This window comes from Rahnella sp. ChDrAdgB13 (assembly GCF_017655185.1).
GTDB lineage: Bacteria > Pseudomonadota > Gammaproteobacteria > Enterobacterales > Enterobacteriaceae > Rahnella > Rahnella contaminans.
Genome location: NZ_JAEMGT010000017.1, coordinates 1 through 14,031 on the forward strand (window position 1 = coordinate 1; position 14,031 = coordinate 14,031).

Consider the following 14,031-nt stretch of genomic DNA (forward strand, 5'->3'; position numbering starts at 1 on the left):
TACGGATTACCTGAGGAAGTCGGCGACGAGGGGAGCTTTTATCTAAATCCGATTTATTCAACAAAGCCCCATGAACATTCAAAATACACCGAAGCGGATCAGTACGGCACCCGCGTAGTCGCAGGCGAAGACGCACAAGATGATGTGGATGCGGCAACCTACAATCCGTTTGCCGATTTAAAGTCGATGCTGAATAAGAAGAAGTAGTTTTAGATCTGTCCGCTTTTGTGGCAAAACCTCCAGAGATAACACTCCGGGTATCTTGTCGTTGAGAAGCGGACGCTACAGAGGTAACGCTTTCAGGATAACAGCGAAATCGTCTACAACTCCACAGTAAGTTAGCCGTCCCGAACTATTAAAGATTCATTACACAAGGAGGCCTGCGTAAATAGCCTCCTTTTATTATGCTGTGTGACTATCGTAATCAAATTATTCCAATAGTTCTTTAGGATTTATTATTTTTTCTTTTCTTTCATTTAAGCCACCGTTGATGGCTATCCTGTTGAGATGATCTTCAATGAATTTTTGACCTTGTTTTGACAGCATGCTTATGTCATTATTTAAAATTACAATATCCCTGTTAAGTTCCATTAAAAAATTATTCGCCGCGTTGATAATATTCGAAAGTTTTACATCTACGGCCTTAATGAGAATATTCTGGGCAGCCACATTATCACCGAACTTATTTTCAATTTCGAGGAGTTCGCTCATGGCTCTATTCATGGCCTCATCCTGGAGATCTCTATATTGCAATGTTTTACTATGGACGAGATCCTGAGCCTTTTTCTTGAGGTCAAGATGCATTTCACCAATAGCCTTTATTGTCTCCGTATTAAGAATAGTTAATTCCTTTTGATACTTTTTGATAGCATCGGTAGTCATCATCATGCGCTGGAAATCATTATCTTTTACAATTTCCTCAAGGTCAATTAACGCTTTTCTTACGCCCGTTTCTTCTTTAATCCTTAGCTCTACCTCAAGCTCTTTCATCCGTATTGTTCTTTCGTGATCTGAATTCCTTTCAGTTTCGTTGCGTTGATGTTCCCAACGTTTCGATGGTTCTCTGATCAGATCACTTACCGCATCTAACGGCGCTTTAACTAAATCTATAATAACGCTTCCAAATTTACTAAACATACTCATTTAAGTCTCCTTTTGTTCCTGTTGTTAGTCTTTCCATTTCTCTCTCAAAGAGTCGGTTATCTTTAATGATAAGGTACTTCAACTGAGATAGGTTGAGTGATGATTTCTCTTCCATATTTATAAGCAAGTCTAGAAATTCAATCTTCGTAGAAGCCAAATTTTTATAGAAAATAGAAGAGGATATACTTTCATGCACAGAAGATTCCTCTTCAGAGAGCAAACATATTAATCTTTTAATGGCTGAATTATAAAAATCAGAATGTATTGAACTGGTATCTTCTTCAGGAAAAAGAAAGTGAGTATTTATAAATTGCGTCTTCTCTTTTTCAAAGAGAAGTTTCAGACCCATTTCATTTTTCTCAAATAAAAAAAGATTTGAGAAAAAATCGACAGAGTGAGTTGTTGTTCTCAATATAAGTTTTTGTCTCGATTGACGCAAAAGATCAAGAACTGATATCAATTCGCAATCAGCCATAATTTACCTCACTGATCTAACGTATCTTTTTCTTCCTTTGCCATATCTCGTATTTTACCAAGACTATTTAAGGTCCCTTCATCAACCAGTCCCTCACTGACATCTAAGCTTTTTGTATAGCTGCTTACCAGTTCTTTGATCCATGAAGCTGCGACCCTGTCATCAACCTGAGAGTTCTTTAACGTGTTAGAAACTTCATCAAGTACCCCGGAGAAGAATTTTGCACGTTCTTTTCTTAAGTCCTCCTGTAAAGTGCCGGCAAATTTTATTTCCTCTTTAAATTCTTTGAGTAATTCGAGGTAGTTTCTCTCGTACGTGTAAATGACATTCAGACGTTCCTTTAGAAACTCCAGACTCAGGGTGTTAGTTAACTCACTGACTAAATGGTTCTTAAAAAGTCTAAATTGATATTCATTTTCTTCATTCTCTAGATTGAAAAGGGTAATTATATCGGAGATGCTATTTTCAATTTTCTGCTCAATGTCTTCGCTCATTCCTTAACCTCTTAGTTGATAATTGACTGTTAACAAAACTTTGACGGCTTCAGGCTTTAAATAAAGTCAGAGCATTCAAATTAGTTTATGTAAAAGCTATTATAGGCATCCCCTTTGAAATCTTTAGTTTTTTATCAAATATACCGTCGCGGCACTTCAAGCCCCCGAAACCCTGCGCCGGTTGCTGCAGGCTACAACGCCGGCTGGCTGGGAAAAACGGACTATCCGCAAGTAGCAGCGGGTTACGCTATGCGCTGGCGATTGATCAATTCCGTGCCAGGAATTACCCCCGGCGCTTTTCTATTCCATCATCATTCAGCCAAAAAACAAAAAAGCCCACCCAATCTTCCGGGCGGGCTTTCAACTTAATACTTCAACTCACCCCATCTCAAATATCAAAACGGTCCAGATTCATTACTTTGGTCCAGGCGGCGACGAAGTCCTTCACGAATTTCTCTTTCGCATCGCTGCTGGCGTAAACCTCGGCGCTGGCACGCAGAACGGCATTCGAGCCAAACACCAGATCGGCGCGGGTGGCGGTGAATTTGGATTCCCCCGTGACGCGGTCACGACCTTCGAAACGTTCACCGGTGGAATCAGTGGCTTTCCATTCAGTGCGCATATCGAGCAGATTGGTGAAGAAGTCCGCGTTCAGCTCACCGGTTTTATCCGTGAATACGCCGTGCTGGCTGCCGTCGAAGTTGGTTCCCAGCGCACGCAATCCGCCAATCAGTACCGTTAACTCCGGTACGGTCAGCGTCAGTTGCTGGGCCTTGTCGATCAGGAGATTTTCAGTCGAGGTTTTGCCGGTATCACCGCGATAGTTGCGGAAACCATCGGCTCTCGGTTTGAGCAAATCAAACGACTCAACATCGGTCTGATCCTGACGCGCATCCACACGCCCCGGCGTGAACGGGACGTCGATGTCGACGTTAGCCGCTTTCGCTGCTTTTTCCACACCCACGACGCCCGCCAGCACAATCACATCCGCCAGCGACGCTTTCGGATGCGACTGCTGAATGGACTCCAGCACAGGCAACACGCGCACCGCTGCGGCGTTAACATCCCATTGTCTTTGCGGCAGTAACGCAAGACGCGCACCGTTTGCCCCGCCGCGTTTATCACCGCCACGGAACGTCGAGGCCGATGCCCACGCCACCGACGCCAGTTCGCCCGCCGTCAGGCCGGACGCCGCAATCTTCTCTTTCAGCACGGCGATATCAGCAACGGTCGGATGATAAACCGGCACCGGCAACGGATCCTGCCAGATTAAGTCTTCTTTCGGCACTTCCGGCCCGATATAACGCGCTTTCGGCCCCATATCGCGGTGGGTCAGTTTGTACCAGGCTCTGGCAAATGCTTCGTTAAAGGCCTGAGGATCGCTGTGGAACCGGCGCGAAATCCTCTCAAATTCCGGGTCAAATCGCAGCGTCAGGTCAGTGACCAGCATGGTCGGTTTGCGTTTTTTCGAAGTATCGAACGGATCAGGAATGATATCCGGCGCATCGGCAGCTTCAAACTGAATAGCGCCCGCCGGGCTGCGGGTCTGCACCCACTCATATTTGAACAGGTTTTCGAAGAAGTAGTTGCTCCACTGGGTTGGCGTTTGCGACCAGATGACTTCCAGACCGGACGTGATGGCATCCGGCCCGGCACCGCTGCCGTAGCTGTTTGCCCAACCCAGACCCTGCGCTTCTATCGGAGCGGTTTCCGGGTCAACGTCCACATGGCTGGCTTGTGCGGCACCGTGAGTTTTACCCAGCGTATGGCCACCGGCGATTAACGCGACAATTTCTTCATCGTTCATGCCCATATTGCCGAACGTGGCGCGGATGGCCGGAGCCGCAGAGGCCGGATCACCGCTGTGGTTCGGGCCTTCAGGGTTGACGTAAATCAGCCCCATTTCGGTGGCGCCCAATGGAGATTTGGCAAGTTCTTCAGGATGACGATGTTCCAGCCAGGTGGTTTCGTCGCCCCAGTTCACATCCAGATCCGGTTCCCAGACGTCTTCACGCCCGGCACCAAATCCAAAGGTGCGGAAACCGGAATTCTCCAGCGCGACATTACCCGCCAGAATATAGAGATCGGCCCAGGAAATTTTTTGGCCGTATTTTTGTTTCACCGGCCACAGCAGGCGGCGCGCTTTGTCGAGGCTGACGTTATCCGGCCAGGAGTTCAGCGGTGCAAAACGTTGCTGACCACGGCCTGAACCACCACGGCCGTCAACGGAACGGTATGTCCCGGCGCTGTGCCATGCCAGGCGAATGAAAAGACCAATGTAGCTGCCCCAGTCGGCAGGCCACCAGGGTTGCGACTCGGTCAGGACGCCTTTGATATCGGCTTTGAGCGCGGAGTAATCTAATTTGGCGAATTCTTTGCGGTAATCAAACGCCTCGCCCAACGGGTTTGAGCGGGCGGAATGCTGGTTCAGTAAATCGGTTCTGAGCTGGTTTGGCCACCAGTCGCGATTGCTTGTCCCGCCGCCAGACGTTTCATTCGTTTTTCCTGCATGAAAAGGACATTTACCGCCGGAGGCTTCACGCTCTGCTTCAACAATGGGTTTTGCGTCGTTTGCTTCTTCATCAATAGAACTGCTCATGCTCACACTCCTGTTATGTAGTCTCATTGCTACTCTATACGCGGATTTAAACCAGTCACATCTGGAACATCCTATGCATTTGATAGACCTTCCCTTCTGATCTCAGCGTTCGTTCTGTGAGTTTCCACAATTTCTGAATCCCGACACTGATTATAGAATAGCCAGTTAAAGTAAAAGGCTACTTTGCCGGTGTCGCAAAATGAAAAAAGCCCGCGCAGGAGATTGAGCGGGCTTTGGGTTTTTTATCGTCACGCAGCGCCGTTAGCGCGCAGAGGCCACCGGCTCCGCAGGCAAAATGGCTTTCAGCAAATACCGTGTGTATTCATGCTGTGGCTGTGTGAAAAGTGCCCCGTTTTCCCCTTCTTCGACGATTCTTCCCTGATACATCACGCCGACCCGATCCGCGACGTGCCGCACGACATTTAAATCATGCGAGATAAACAGATAGGCCAGCCCGTATTCACGCTGGAGCGACATCAGCAAATTGAGAATTTGCGACTGAATCGATACGTCCAGCGCGGAAACCGGTTCATCACAAACGATCAGCTTTGGACGCAGGATAAGCGCCCGTGCAATGCCGATACGCTGCCGCTGTCCGCCGGAAAACTGCTGCGGATAACGCCCGGCATCGGTGGCATTGAGCCCGACCTGTACCAGCATTTCCACCACAGCCTTCTTCCGTTGATTGGCATCTTTTACGCCATGAATAATCAGCGGTTCTTCGATGCTGTAGCCCACGGTACGTTTCGGGTCAAGCGTTGAAAGCGGATCCTGAAAAATGATCTGAATGTCTTTGCGCAGGCTCCGCCATTGTGCGGCGTTGCGCGTCAGCAGCGGCACGCCGTCAAACTCGACTGTTCCACCTGAGGCGGGCGTCAGCCCTAAAATTGTGCGTCCGGTGGTGCTTTTCCCGCTACCAGACTCCCCGACCAGCGCGTAGGTTTCCCCGGCATGGATCGTGAAACTGACACCCTGTACGGCGTGGACGCTGTGCCCGCGCCGGTGAAAGGTTTTCGACAAATTATCGACCCGCAGCAGTGGCTGGCTCATGAAGGGGATCCTGTGTTTTCAGCGTACCAGCAGCGCACCTGATGGGGCGCGCCACCCAGCATACGCAGCGGCGGCGAGTCTTCAAGGCACCGCGTTGTTGCCCGGGAGCAGCGTCCGGCAAAGGCACAGCCCTGCGGTAAAGCGTCAAGTGCCGGAACGCTGCCGCGAATTTCATCCAGCCGGGATTTGGGTTCCCGACCGGCAGATGGCCGTGCCGCCAGCAGTGCCCGCGTATACGGATGACGCGGATGTTGAAACAGCGTCACAACGTCCGTTTCCTCCACCACTTGCCCGGCATAGAGCACGACGACGCGCTGGCAAAGCCTCGCCACCACGCTGAGATCGTGCGTGATAATCACAATACCCATCGCAGACTGCCGTTTAATGTCATCGAGCAGATCCAGAATCTGCGCCTGAATGGTCGCGTCCAGTGCGGTCGTAGGCTCATCGGCAATGAGCAACGAAGGCGCATTGGAGACGGCTATCGCAATCATCACGCGCTGACGCATCCCTCCCGAAAGCTCATGCGGATAAGCGCTGGCGCAGCGTGCCGGTTCGGGGATCCCGACCTGTTCCAGCAGGCTGATAACTTTTTCCCGACGCTGCTGCCGCTTCAGTGACGTATGCAAACGCAGGCTTTCTTCAATCTGAAAGCCAATGGTGAAAACCGGATTTAAACTGGACAGCGGATCCTGAAAAATCATCGCGATATCACGACCGCTGCGCCGCCTGCGGGTTCCTGACGAAAGCACATCCAGCCGTTCGCCGGAAAGTATAATTTCGCCATCAACCCGGCTGGTTCGCGGCGTCAGTAACCCCATCAGCGCCTGCGCAGTGACGCTTTTACCGCAGCCGGATTCGCCGATAATGCCGAGTGTTTCATGGCGCCCAACGTCAAAAGAGACATCGCGCACCGGCGTCACCACGCCTTTTGGCGTCGCAAAGCTGACCTGCAAATTATTCACCCGCAGCAGGTGTGGTTCGTCGAGAGGATCAGCCACGCTGTGCTCCTTTTTTCAACTGACGCATAACGCGCACAGGCAGGGCTTTCAGGCCCGGTTCCGCGCCGTCACGCAAATCATCCCCGATGATATTGAGCGCCAGAATCAGCAGCACGATGGCGATCCCGGGAAAAAATGTCATCCACCACGCAGTGAAAATCACCGCTTTGCCTTCCAGTAATAAATTACCGAGGCTTGGCGTGGGCGCAGGCACGCCGGAGCCGAGAAAACTCAGCGCCGCTTCCGTCAGGATCGCCACCGAAAAGACCCACGTCACCTGCACAATTAGCGGCGAAATGACATTCGGTAGCAGGTGCAACCAGATGATGCGCCCGGACGACGCGCCCTGCGCCCGCAGCGCTTCAATGAAATTTTTCTCTTTGACCACCATCGCCGCGCCGCGGATAACACGGGCTATCGACGGCACATACACCAGCGATAACGCCAGCACCACATTGGCGATATTCGGCCCCAGCACGCCGACAATTGCGATCGCCAGCAGTAATGAAGGGAAGGCAAACAGGCCGTCGCACACACGCATCAGAATCAGGTCCAGCGGGCGGAACCAGGCGCACAGCAGCCCGACGGTCAGCCCCGTAAATCCGGCAATCAGCGCCACTGCCGCCCCGACGGACAGTGAAACGCGTACCGCCACGGCAACCCGTACAAACAGGTCCCGGCCAAAATTATCTGTGCCAAACCAGTGCGCAGCATCCGGCGGTTTAAGGCGGCTTAGCGGGTCAATACTGTAGGCGTCGTAAGGGCTAAACAGGCTGCTGCAAAATGAGAGCAACACAATCGCCACCAGCACGCCGCCCCAGAAAAACAGCCTGGTATTGTTATGCAACATCAGTTTTCACTTCCTTCAACGGACAGTCGCGGATCGGCCAGATAACTGAGCACATCAACCAGCAAATTGATCAGCACGTAGCAGACGGTAATCAGCAGAACCACCCCCTGAATCACAGTAAAGTCGCGTCGTTCAATGGAGTCCACAATCAGTGAACCGATACCCGGAATACCGAATACACTTTCAATGACAATCGTTCCTGTGACCAGCGAGGCAAAAGATTCACCGCAAATAGTAAGCACCGGGATCAGCGCGTTTTTCAACGTGTGACGCAGCAAAACCAGAGATTCCGGTACGCCTTTGGCGCGGGCAGTATTGATGTAATTCTCCTGCAAAACGTCGAGCATCACCGCGCGTGTCATGCGCGAGATCAGCGCCGCAATGCGAAACCCCAGCGCAATCGCCGGAAGCGTCAGATACCAGAGGTTCAGCAACCCGTCATCGTTGGTGGAACGATAACCGACCACCGGAAACCACCGCAGCCTGACGGCGAAGACAAAGATCAGGAACAGCCCCAGCAGGAAACCCGGCACCGACATTCCGAACGTCGCCAGCGACCGGATCACCCTGTCTGCCAGCCGTCCATGTTGCCAGGCGCTGACCACGCCCCCCGCCAGCCCGAAAGTAAGCGCAATCGCCAGCGCGTATAATGCCAGCGACATCGTCGGCGCGAGGTGCTGCATAAACAGGTCGGTAACGCTGGCATTGAGAAACAAAGAGTGGCCGAGATCACCGGAAATCACCGCACCAAACCAGCGCACAAACTGCGCCAGCAGCGGCTGATCCAACCCCATCTGCTGGCGCAGCGTTGCGATATCCTGCGGGCTGGCATCGTTACCGAGGATCACCAGCACCGGATCACCCGGCGCCAGATGTACCAGGCAAAACACCACCAGCGATACCACAAACAATACGGGCAACAGCGCCATCAGCCGGTGAAACAGAAACCACTTCATAAATCTCTCCCGTCAGGGCTGGGTGACCGTCACATTCCACAGCACTGGCCCGATCAGGTCATGGTAACCGTGCACGTTTTTCTTAATAGCGACCGGCTCCGGCGTGGTTCGTCCAAGCACAATGACCGGCAGGTATTGCCACGTCAGTACGTTAAGCTTATCAACCAGCCCTCTGGCGTCTTTTAGCGAGTGTGCCTGCTTGATGCCATCCAGAACCGTATCGATTTCCGGGCTGTTGCTCAGGCCGGGAAATCTGGCGCGGGAATCCAGGAAAGGATACTGATGCAGAACCTGTCGCATTGAGAATTCCAGTGCGCAGAGGTCGAAGTTTTTCGGATCCTGACGGCGCTGCAATACGGTCGGCCAGTCGTAGACATCCAGACGAGATTTCACGCCGATTTGCTTGAGAACCTGCTGTGCAACAATCGCCAGGTTGTAAAGTTCGGCATATTCTTTAGTGGCGATAATCACCACCTCCTGACCGTTGTAGCCAGACTCTTTCACCAGTTTGCGGGCTTCTTCGAGGTTATGCTGATTCCAGTACGGTTTACCCGCTTCGCTGTACCAGTCCACCTGCTCCGGGAAACCTAACGACGGATCTTCGACAAAAAAGCGCGGATCGCTGTAGCCAGCCAGCAGGGTCTGATGCACGTCGAGCGCCAGATTAAAGGCCTGGCGCAGCTTAACGTTTGCAAACGGCCCCTGCTGCTTGTTAAACAAATATGTGATCAATGAACCGCCGCTTTCCGGCCGCGTCAGCGACAAATCCGGAAGATTGCTGAGTGCTTCAATATTGTCTTTTGGCAAATTGAAAACGATGTCGTATTCCCCGGTCATGGCACCCGCGAGGCGCGTTGACTCATCGGTGATATAACGGAACCAAATATCTTTGACGTCTGCTTTTTTCTCACCCGACAACCCGCTGGCCGGTTCTTTGCGTGAGACGTAATTGTCATTACGCGTCAGATGCAAATACTCGCCCTGCTTGAATTCCGCCAGTTTGTACGGCCCGGTGCCAACCAGTTCGGTGACCGGTTTTTTCGTGCTGTTCGCCTCGTCAATCAACCGTTCCGGCATGATAGCAGCGATATTTTTCACATCCGCCAGCACGTTAAGCGTGATCAGCGACGGCGCTGGCAACGTCAGCTGCACCGTTTTATCGTCTATTTTGGTAAATTGCGCGCCGGGCAGATTGGCTTTACCTTGCGTGGAAACCGTCAGCCAGCGGTTCATCGAGGCCACCACATCGTCGGCCGTCAGCCGTTGCCCGTCATGGAAATGTATGCCATCACGTAAGACAAACGTGTAGGTTTTCCGGTCGTCGCTGAGGGTGTAAGACGCCACCAGTTCCGGTACCGGCTCAAACTTATCGTTAAGGGTAAACAGCTCTTCAAAGATGTTCCTGTCCACATCTGACGTTGCATTATTGGTCGTCAGATAAGGGTCGAGTGTGCCAGGGCGGTTGCCGTAAGCAATGTTTAGCGTGGCGTTCCGGTTGACCGTTTCAGCCTGCGCGTTATCCCAGGGTAAAGCCGCCGCCAGCAACAGTGCGGCGGCAGAAAACATCATCTTCATTTTGTTGTAGCTCCGGTAAGATCAGGCGGCGTTTGAGCGATTTTTTTGCCCGGCAAATTCATCTTTAGCGTCCTGCAAAAGCGCAGGTTCGGTGAGCAGACGCAGCCCGGTGCGGGCCAGCACCAGCGCGCCGGTGATCAGTGCGTCATAACCCTGAACAGAGTTGGCGGCTTCGCGAAAAGCGACGGTGTGGCCGATAAGATCGTCAGGTCCGATTTTGATGTACGGGTGCGCGGTCGGTACGGCGTGGCTGATATCACCCGCATCCGTCGAGCCTTTGCCCTCTTTTTCGCTCAGATCAACGGTTTCACCGGCGGCCGTGAATTCTTCCAGCAGCACGCCATTGAGCACATGATTGATATTGAAATCCCGCGGCCCGACCTGATGCTCAATTTTGACCGTTGTGCCTGTCGCCAGCGCCACGCCATCGGCAATTGCGCGGATCCGTGGCTCAAGCGCCAGCACTTCTTCCCGCGTATCCGCGCGGATGTAATAGTGCGCTGAGGCGTATTCAGGAATAACGTTCGGTGCCTGCCCGCCGTTGGTAATTATGCCGTGAACGCGCACCCCGTCCGGCAGTTGCTGGCGCAAGACGCTGATACCGTTATAGAGCAACACCAGCGCATCCAGCGCATTAACGCCTTTATGCGGTGAGCTGCCGGCATGAGACGGCTTGCCATAAAAATGAAAATACAGATGATTATTTGCCAGCGACGGGCCGGAAAGCCGCGTTCTTCCGGACGGATGCACCATCAGCGCGACGTCCACATCATCCAGAAAACCGTGCTCGACAAAGCGCGCTTTTACGTTGCCGTTCAGGCCGCCTTTGCCCCGCAATCCGCCTTCTTCAGCCGGCGTACCCAGCACCAACACTTTGCCGCCGGTTTCACTGAGCGTATCACTCAGCGCCACGGCGGCCGCAATGCTGCTCACGCCAATAATGTTGTGACCGCAGGCATGGCCGATATCGATCAGCGCGTCGTACTCCGCAAGATAGGCAATGGTCGGGCCGGGTTCACCGCTGTCTTTTACGGCGTAAAACGCGGTTTCATGCCCGGCAACGTTGGACGTCACGCTGAAGCCGTGTTTTTGCAGCAACGTCGTGAGCACGTCGTTGGCATAATATTCGTTATTCCCGGTTTCCGGATGCGCATGAATGTCCCTGGATATCGCAATATAGTCGTCACGGTGCTGATGAATACTCTGTTCCAGCCGGGCTTTTAATTCGCTATTGCTCATTGTTTTCACCTTTTATTGATGACAGTTAATTCATTTCAGAGAGTGTTCAGATGACGTTTCGCCTCCTGGCGGACGCGATGTAAAACGTGATGTTTGATTTCGCTGTACTGCGGATGCTCTGCAAGGGTTTCGATATCGCGTTCACGGCCAAAGGGAGAGACAATTTCTTCGACGATCTTGCCCGGTTTAGCCGACATCACCAGAATGCGGTCGGCAAGAAACAGCGCTTCCTCTACGTCATGCGTGACAAACAACAGCGTGGTGTCGGTTTCCAGCCACGCTGAGCGCAGCAGTTCCTGCATCATCAGGCGGGTCTGGGCGTCGAGCGCACCAAAGGGCTCGTCGAGTAACAAGACTTCCGGACCGGGTAACCACGCACGGGCCAGCGCCACACGTTGTTTCATCCCGCCGGATAACTGCCACGGCGCATGATGCTCAAAGCCTTGCAACCCGACGCGCGCCAGCCAGTCCATGGCTTCGGCGTTAACGTCCTCCTTACGATGCCTGCTCAGACGCGGGCCAAACGTGACGTTATCAAGCACCGACAGCCACGGAAATAAATTCGGTTGCTGGAAGATCATGCCCCGCGCCGGGCCGGGTTTTTGTACAATCTTGCCGCCGCAAAGCACACGACCGGTATCGGGCTGAAGAAAGCCTGCGACCAGATTAAGGATGGTGGATTTGCCGCAACCCGACGGCCCGAGCAAAACGACAAACTCGCCCTTTTGCAACGTTAAGGAGATGTCTTCCAGCACGGTGAAGGCGTGCGGTTTTGCGGTAAACTGCAACGACACGTCTTTAAGCGCAATTTGTTCAGCCATTATTCTTTTCCCGCCCAGGGCACAAACAGGCGTTGCAGCCCCAGAAGTAATAAGTCCAGCAAATACCCAATGCCGCCGAGCAGCAAAATGCCCAGCATGACAATATCCGTACGTAAATATGAACTGGCGTTGATGACCATCCAGCCCAGTCCCGAACTGGCGGCGACCATTTCAGCGGCAATCAGCGACGTCCAGCCGATCCCGACCGACAACCTGATCGTCGTGAAAAGCTCCGGCAGCGCATCGGGCAGCACCACGCGCAGGAAAATCTGCCTGCGTGATGCCCCGAGCGTCTGCGCCACCCGAATGCGCGAACGCCCGATGCGCTCGACGGCGGCATTCGCGCCAACCACAACGCTCAGAAATGTGGCGATGAAAATGAGGAAGAACTTGGAGGCTTCGCCGATACCCAGCCAGACGACGGCCAGCGGGATCAGTGCAATCTTAGGCAGAGGACGCAGAAACTGAACGAACGGATTAAGTACCGCCGACAGCCCTTCCGATAATCCCATCAGCAGCCCCAGCGGAATGCCTAAAATAACCGCCACCGAAAAAGCACTCAGCGCCCGTGCCAGACTGACCGCGACGTGCTGCCATAACGGCACCTGACGGTAACCGTCGGCCAGCGAAGGCAGCAGCAACGGATCCAACCACTGCCTTGTGGCGGCGATTTGCCAGAGGGCAAAGAAAATCCCGACCGATATCACGCTGATCGTGATGTGTTGCCCCATCTTCATTTTGCGGTGGCTGCCGCATCACGGATGTATTGGGAGTTGATGGCATTGTCCCAGCTGGCCGGAATATCACGCTTACGCAGTTCGCCAATGCCTGCGAGGAAATCCGAGGTTTTCGTCAGCGCTTTGCCGATACCGCTGTCGCTGGTTTGCGTGCCGTTCCCCAACCACGCCGCCGTGCCCTGCTCCGCCAGCGTCGGATATTCCAGCCCGCCCAGCGTGTTGGCCGCCGTGGTCACCGGCGCGCCCACTTCTTTGGCCACGATGGCCGCTGCATGCTCCGGATCGCGTTTAAACTCGTCCACTTTTTGCTGATGAACGCGCAGGAATGCGGTGACAACTTCCGGATATTGCTGCGCAAAGGCTTTACGCACCACGTAGTTGTTGTAAATCAGGTAACCGTCTTTTTGCAGATCTTTGGTCGCAAAGACCTGATGACCGCCGGAAGACTCCAGCTCCTGAGCGAACGGTGCCCAGACATAACCCGCATCAATATCGCCGCGTTTCCATGCAGCGACCATTTCTGCGGGACGCAGGGGTAATAACGTAATTTTGCTGCGATCCAGTTTGTTGACGCTGATTGCCGCTTCCAGCGCATATTGCGCCGTAGAATTCGGCGGATAAGCCACGCGCTTACCTTCAATGTCTTTAATATTATGAATGCCGTCTTTACCAATCAGCCGTTCATAAGTCGCAATTACGCCGGAAACACCAATAATTTCCACCGGTAATTTACGCACAATACCGGCAGTCGCCGGGCTTGAACCGAAGTTGGCAATATCGATGGCGTTGCTGGCGAAATACGTCAGCGCATCCGCACCGGTAGCAAACTGGACCCATTTCACTTTGCTGTTTAATGCTTTGTCTAAAGAGCCGTCAGCTTTCGCCAGTAATAAAACCTGAGAACCGCCGCTGTAGGCGACCCGTACTTCTTCCGGTGCTGCAGCAAACGTCGCGTGCGTCCACAAGCTACCCGCTGCGAGTAATAAGCAGAGACTTTTTTTCATTCTAATTATCCTGTAAATAAATTAAGCAATTAGCGCCGACCCAGTATATTCAGACCGGGCCGGTTTATTTAGATGGATTATTGCTAA

General features: G+C 52.9%; 14 protein-coding genes and 1 pseudogene. 2 read left to right on the plus strand and 13 right to left on the minus strand.

Translation table 11 applies throughout. The features are described from left to right. Positions 1-207 (plus strand): annotated as a pseudogene (locus tag J8X26_RS06055) (hypothetical protein); the annotation flags it as partial. Positions 208-429: 222 nt separating this feature from the next. Here the strand turns inward: J8X26_RS06055 and J8X26_RS06060 are convergent. Genes J8X26_RS06060 through J8X26_RS06070 form a run of 3 tightly spaced genes read right to left on the minus strand, consistent with a single transcriptional unit; the run spans position 430 to position 2,112 of the window. Next, complete coding sequence (locus tag J8X26_RS06060; protein ID WP_208950436.1) at positions 430-1,143, minus strand: hypothetical protein; 714 nt, start codon at positions 1,141-1,143, stop codon at positions 430-432. Beyond that, positions 1,130-1,618, minus strand: a complete 489-nt coding sequence (locus tag J8X26_RS06065; protein WP_208950437.1) for a hypothetical protein — start codon at positions 1,616-1,618, stop codon at positions 1,130-1,132. The genes J8X26_RS06060 and J8X26_RS06065 overlap by 14 nt, the downstream gene beginning before the upstream one ends. 8 nt (positions 1,619-1,626) lie before the next feature. Continuing rightward, entirely contained in the window at positions 1,627-2,112 is a 486-nt protein-coding gene (locus J8X26_RS06070) for a nickel transporter (RefSeq protein ID WP_152325977.1), read from the minus strand. Positions 2,113-2,226: 114 nt separating this feature from the next. Here J8X26_RS06070 and J8X26_RS06075 point away from each other — a divergent pair, with 114 nt between their 5' ends. After that, positions 2,227-2,481, plus strand: coding sequence for a hypothetical protein (locus tag J8X26_RS06075; RefSeq protein WP_208950438.1), 255 nt, complete (start codon positions 2,227-2,229; stop codon positions 2,479-2,481). Between the two features lie 19 nt (positions 2,482-2,500). On the opposite strand, the gene katG is transcribed toward J8X26_RS06075, so the two are convergent. From katG to J8X26_RS06125, 10 genes are all read right to left on the minus strand, one after another. Then, the gene (gene katG, locus J8X26_RS06080) at positions 2,501-4,711 is read right to left on the minus strand and encodes a catalase/peroxidase HPI (RefSeq protein ID WP_206738744.1); all 2,211 of its coding nucleotides are present in this window, start codon (positions 4,709-4,711) and stop codon (positions 2,501-2,503) included. 261 nt (positions 4,712-4,972) lie between these two features. Beyond that, positions 4,973-5,761 carry an ABC transporter ATP-binding protein gene (locus J8X26_RS06085; RefSeq protein ID WP_208950439.1) on the minus strand — a complete coding sequence of 263 codons (789 nt, stop codon included), beginning with the start codon at positions 5,759-5,761 and terminating at the stop codon, positions 4,973-4,975. After that, positions 5,758-6,762: an ABC transporter ATP-binding protein gene (locus J8X26_RS06090; protein WP_208950440.1), complete on the minus strand. Its 1,005-nt coding sequence runs from the start codon at positions 6,760-6,762 to the stop codon at positions 5,758-5,760. Before J8X26_RS06090 ends, J8X26_RS06085 begins: the two co-directional genes overlap by 4 nt. After that, positions 6,755-7,612 (minus strand): ABC transporter permease, encoded by an 858-nt coding sequence (locus J8X26_RS06095; protein ID WP_208950441.1) that lies wholly within the window; start codon positions 7,610-7,612, stop codon positions 6,755-6,757. The genes J8X26_RS06090 and J8X26_RS06095 overlap by 8 nt, the downstream gene beginning before the upstream one ends. Then, positions 7,612-8,568, minus strand: a complete 957-nt coding sequence (locus J8X26_RS06100; protein ID WP_208950442.1) for an ABC transporter permease — start codon at positions 8,566-8,568, stop codon at positions 7,612-7,614. The genes J8X26_RS06095 and J8X26_RS06100 overlap by 1 nt, the downstream gene beginning before the upstream one ends. A 12-nt stretch (positions 8,569-8,580) precedes the next feature. Then, positions 8,581-10,143 (minus strand): ABC transporter substrate-binding protein, encoded by a 1,563-nt coding sequence (locus J8X26_RS06105; RefSeq protein ID WP_208950443.1) that lies wholly within the window; start codon positions 10,141-10,143, stop codon positions 8,581-8,583. A 21-nt stretch (positions 10,144-10,164) separates the two neighbouring features. Continuing rightward, positions 10,165-11,382: a M20 family metallopeptidase gene (locus tag J8X26_RS06110; RefSeq protein ID WP_208950444.1), complete on the minus strand. Its 1,218-nt coding sequence runs from the start codon at positions 11,380-11,382 to the stop codon at positions 10,165-10,167. A gap of 35 nt (positions 11,383-11,417) precedes the next feature. Further along, positions 11,418-12,203, minus strand: coding sequence for an ABC transporter ATP-binding protein (locus J8X26_RS06115; protein ID WP_208950445.1), 786 nt, complete (start codon positions 12,201-12,203; stop codon positions 11,418-11,420). Continuing rightward, on the minus strand, positions 12,203-12,940 hold the full coding sequence (locus J8X26_RS06120; RefSeq protein ID WP_208950446.1) for an ABC transporter permease: 738 nt from the start codon (positions 12,938-12,940) through the stop codon (positions 12,203-12,205). The genes J8X26_RS06115 and J8X26_RS06120 overlap by 1 nt, the downstream gene beginning before the upstream one ends. Continuing rightward, entirely contained in the window at positions 12,937-13,944 is a 1,008-nt protein-coding gene (locus J8X26_RS06125) for a glycine betaine ABC transporter substrate-binding protein (RefSeq protein ID WP_152325968.1), read from the minus strand. Before J8X26_RS06125 ends, J8X26_RS06120 begins: the two co-directional genes overlap by 4 nt. Positions 13,945-14,031: the final 87 nt, after the last annotated feature.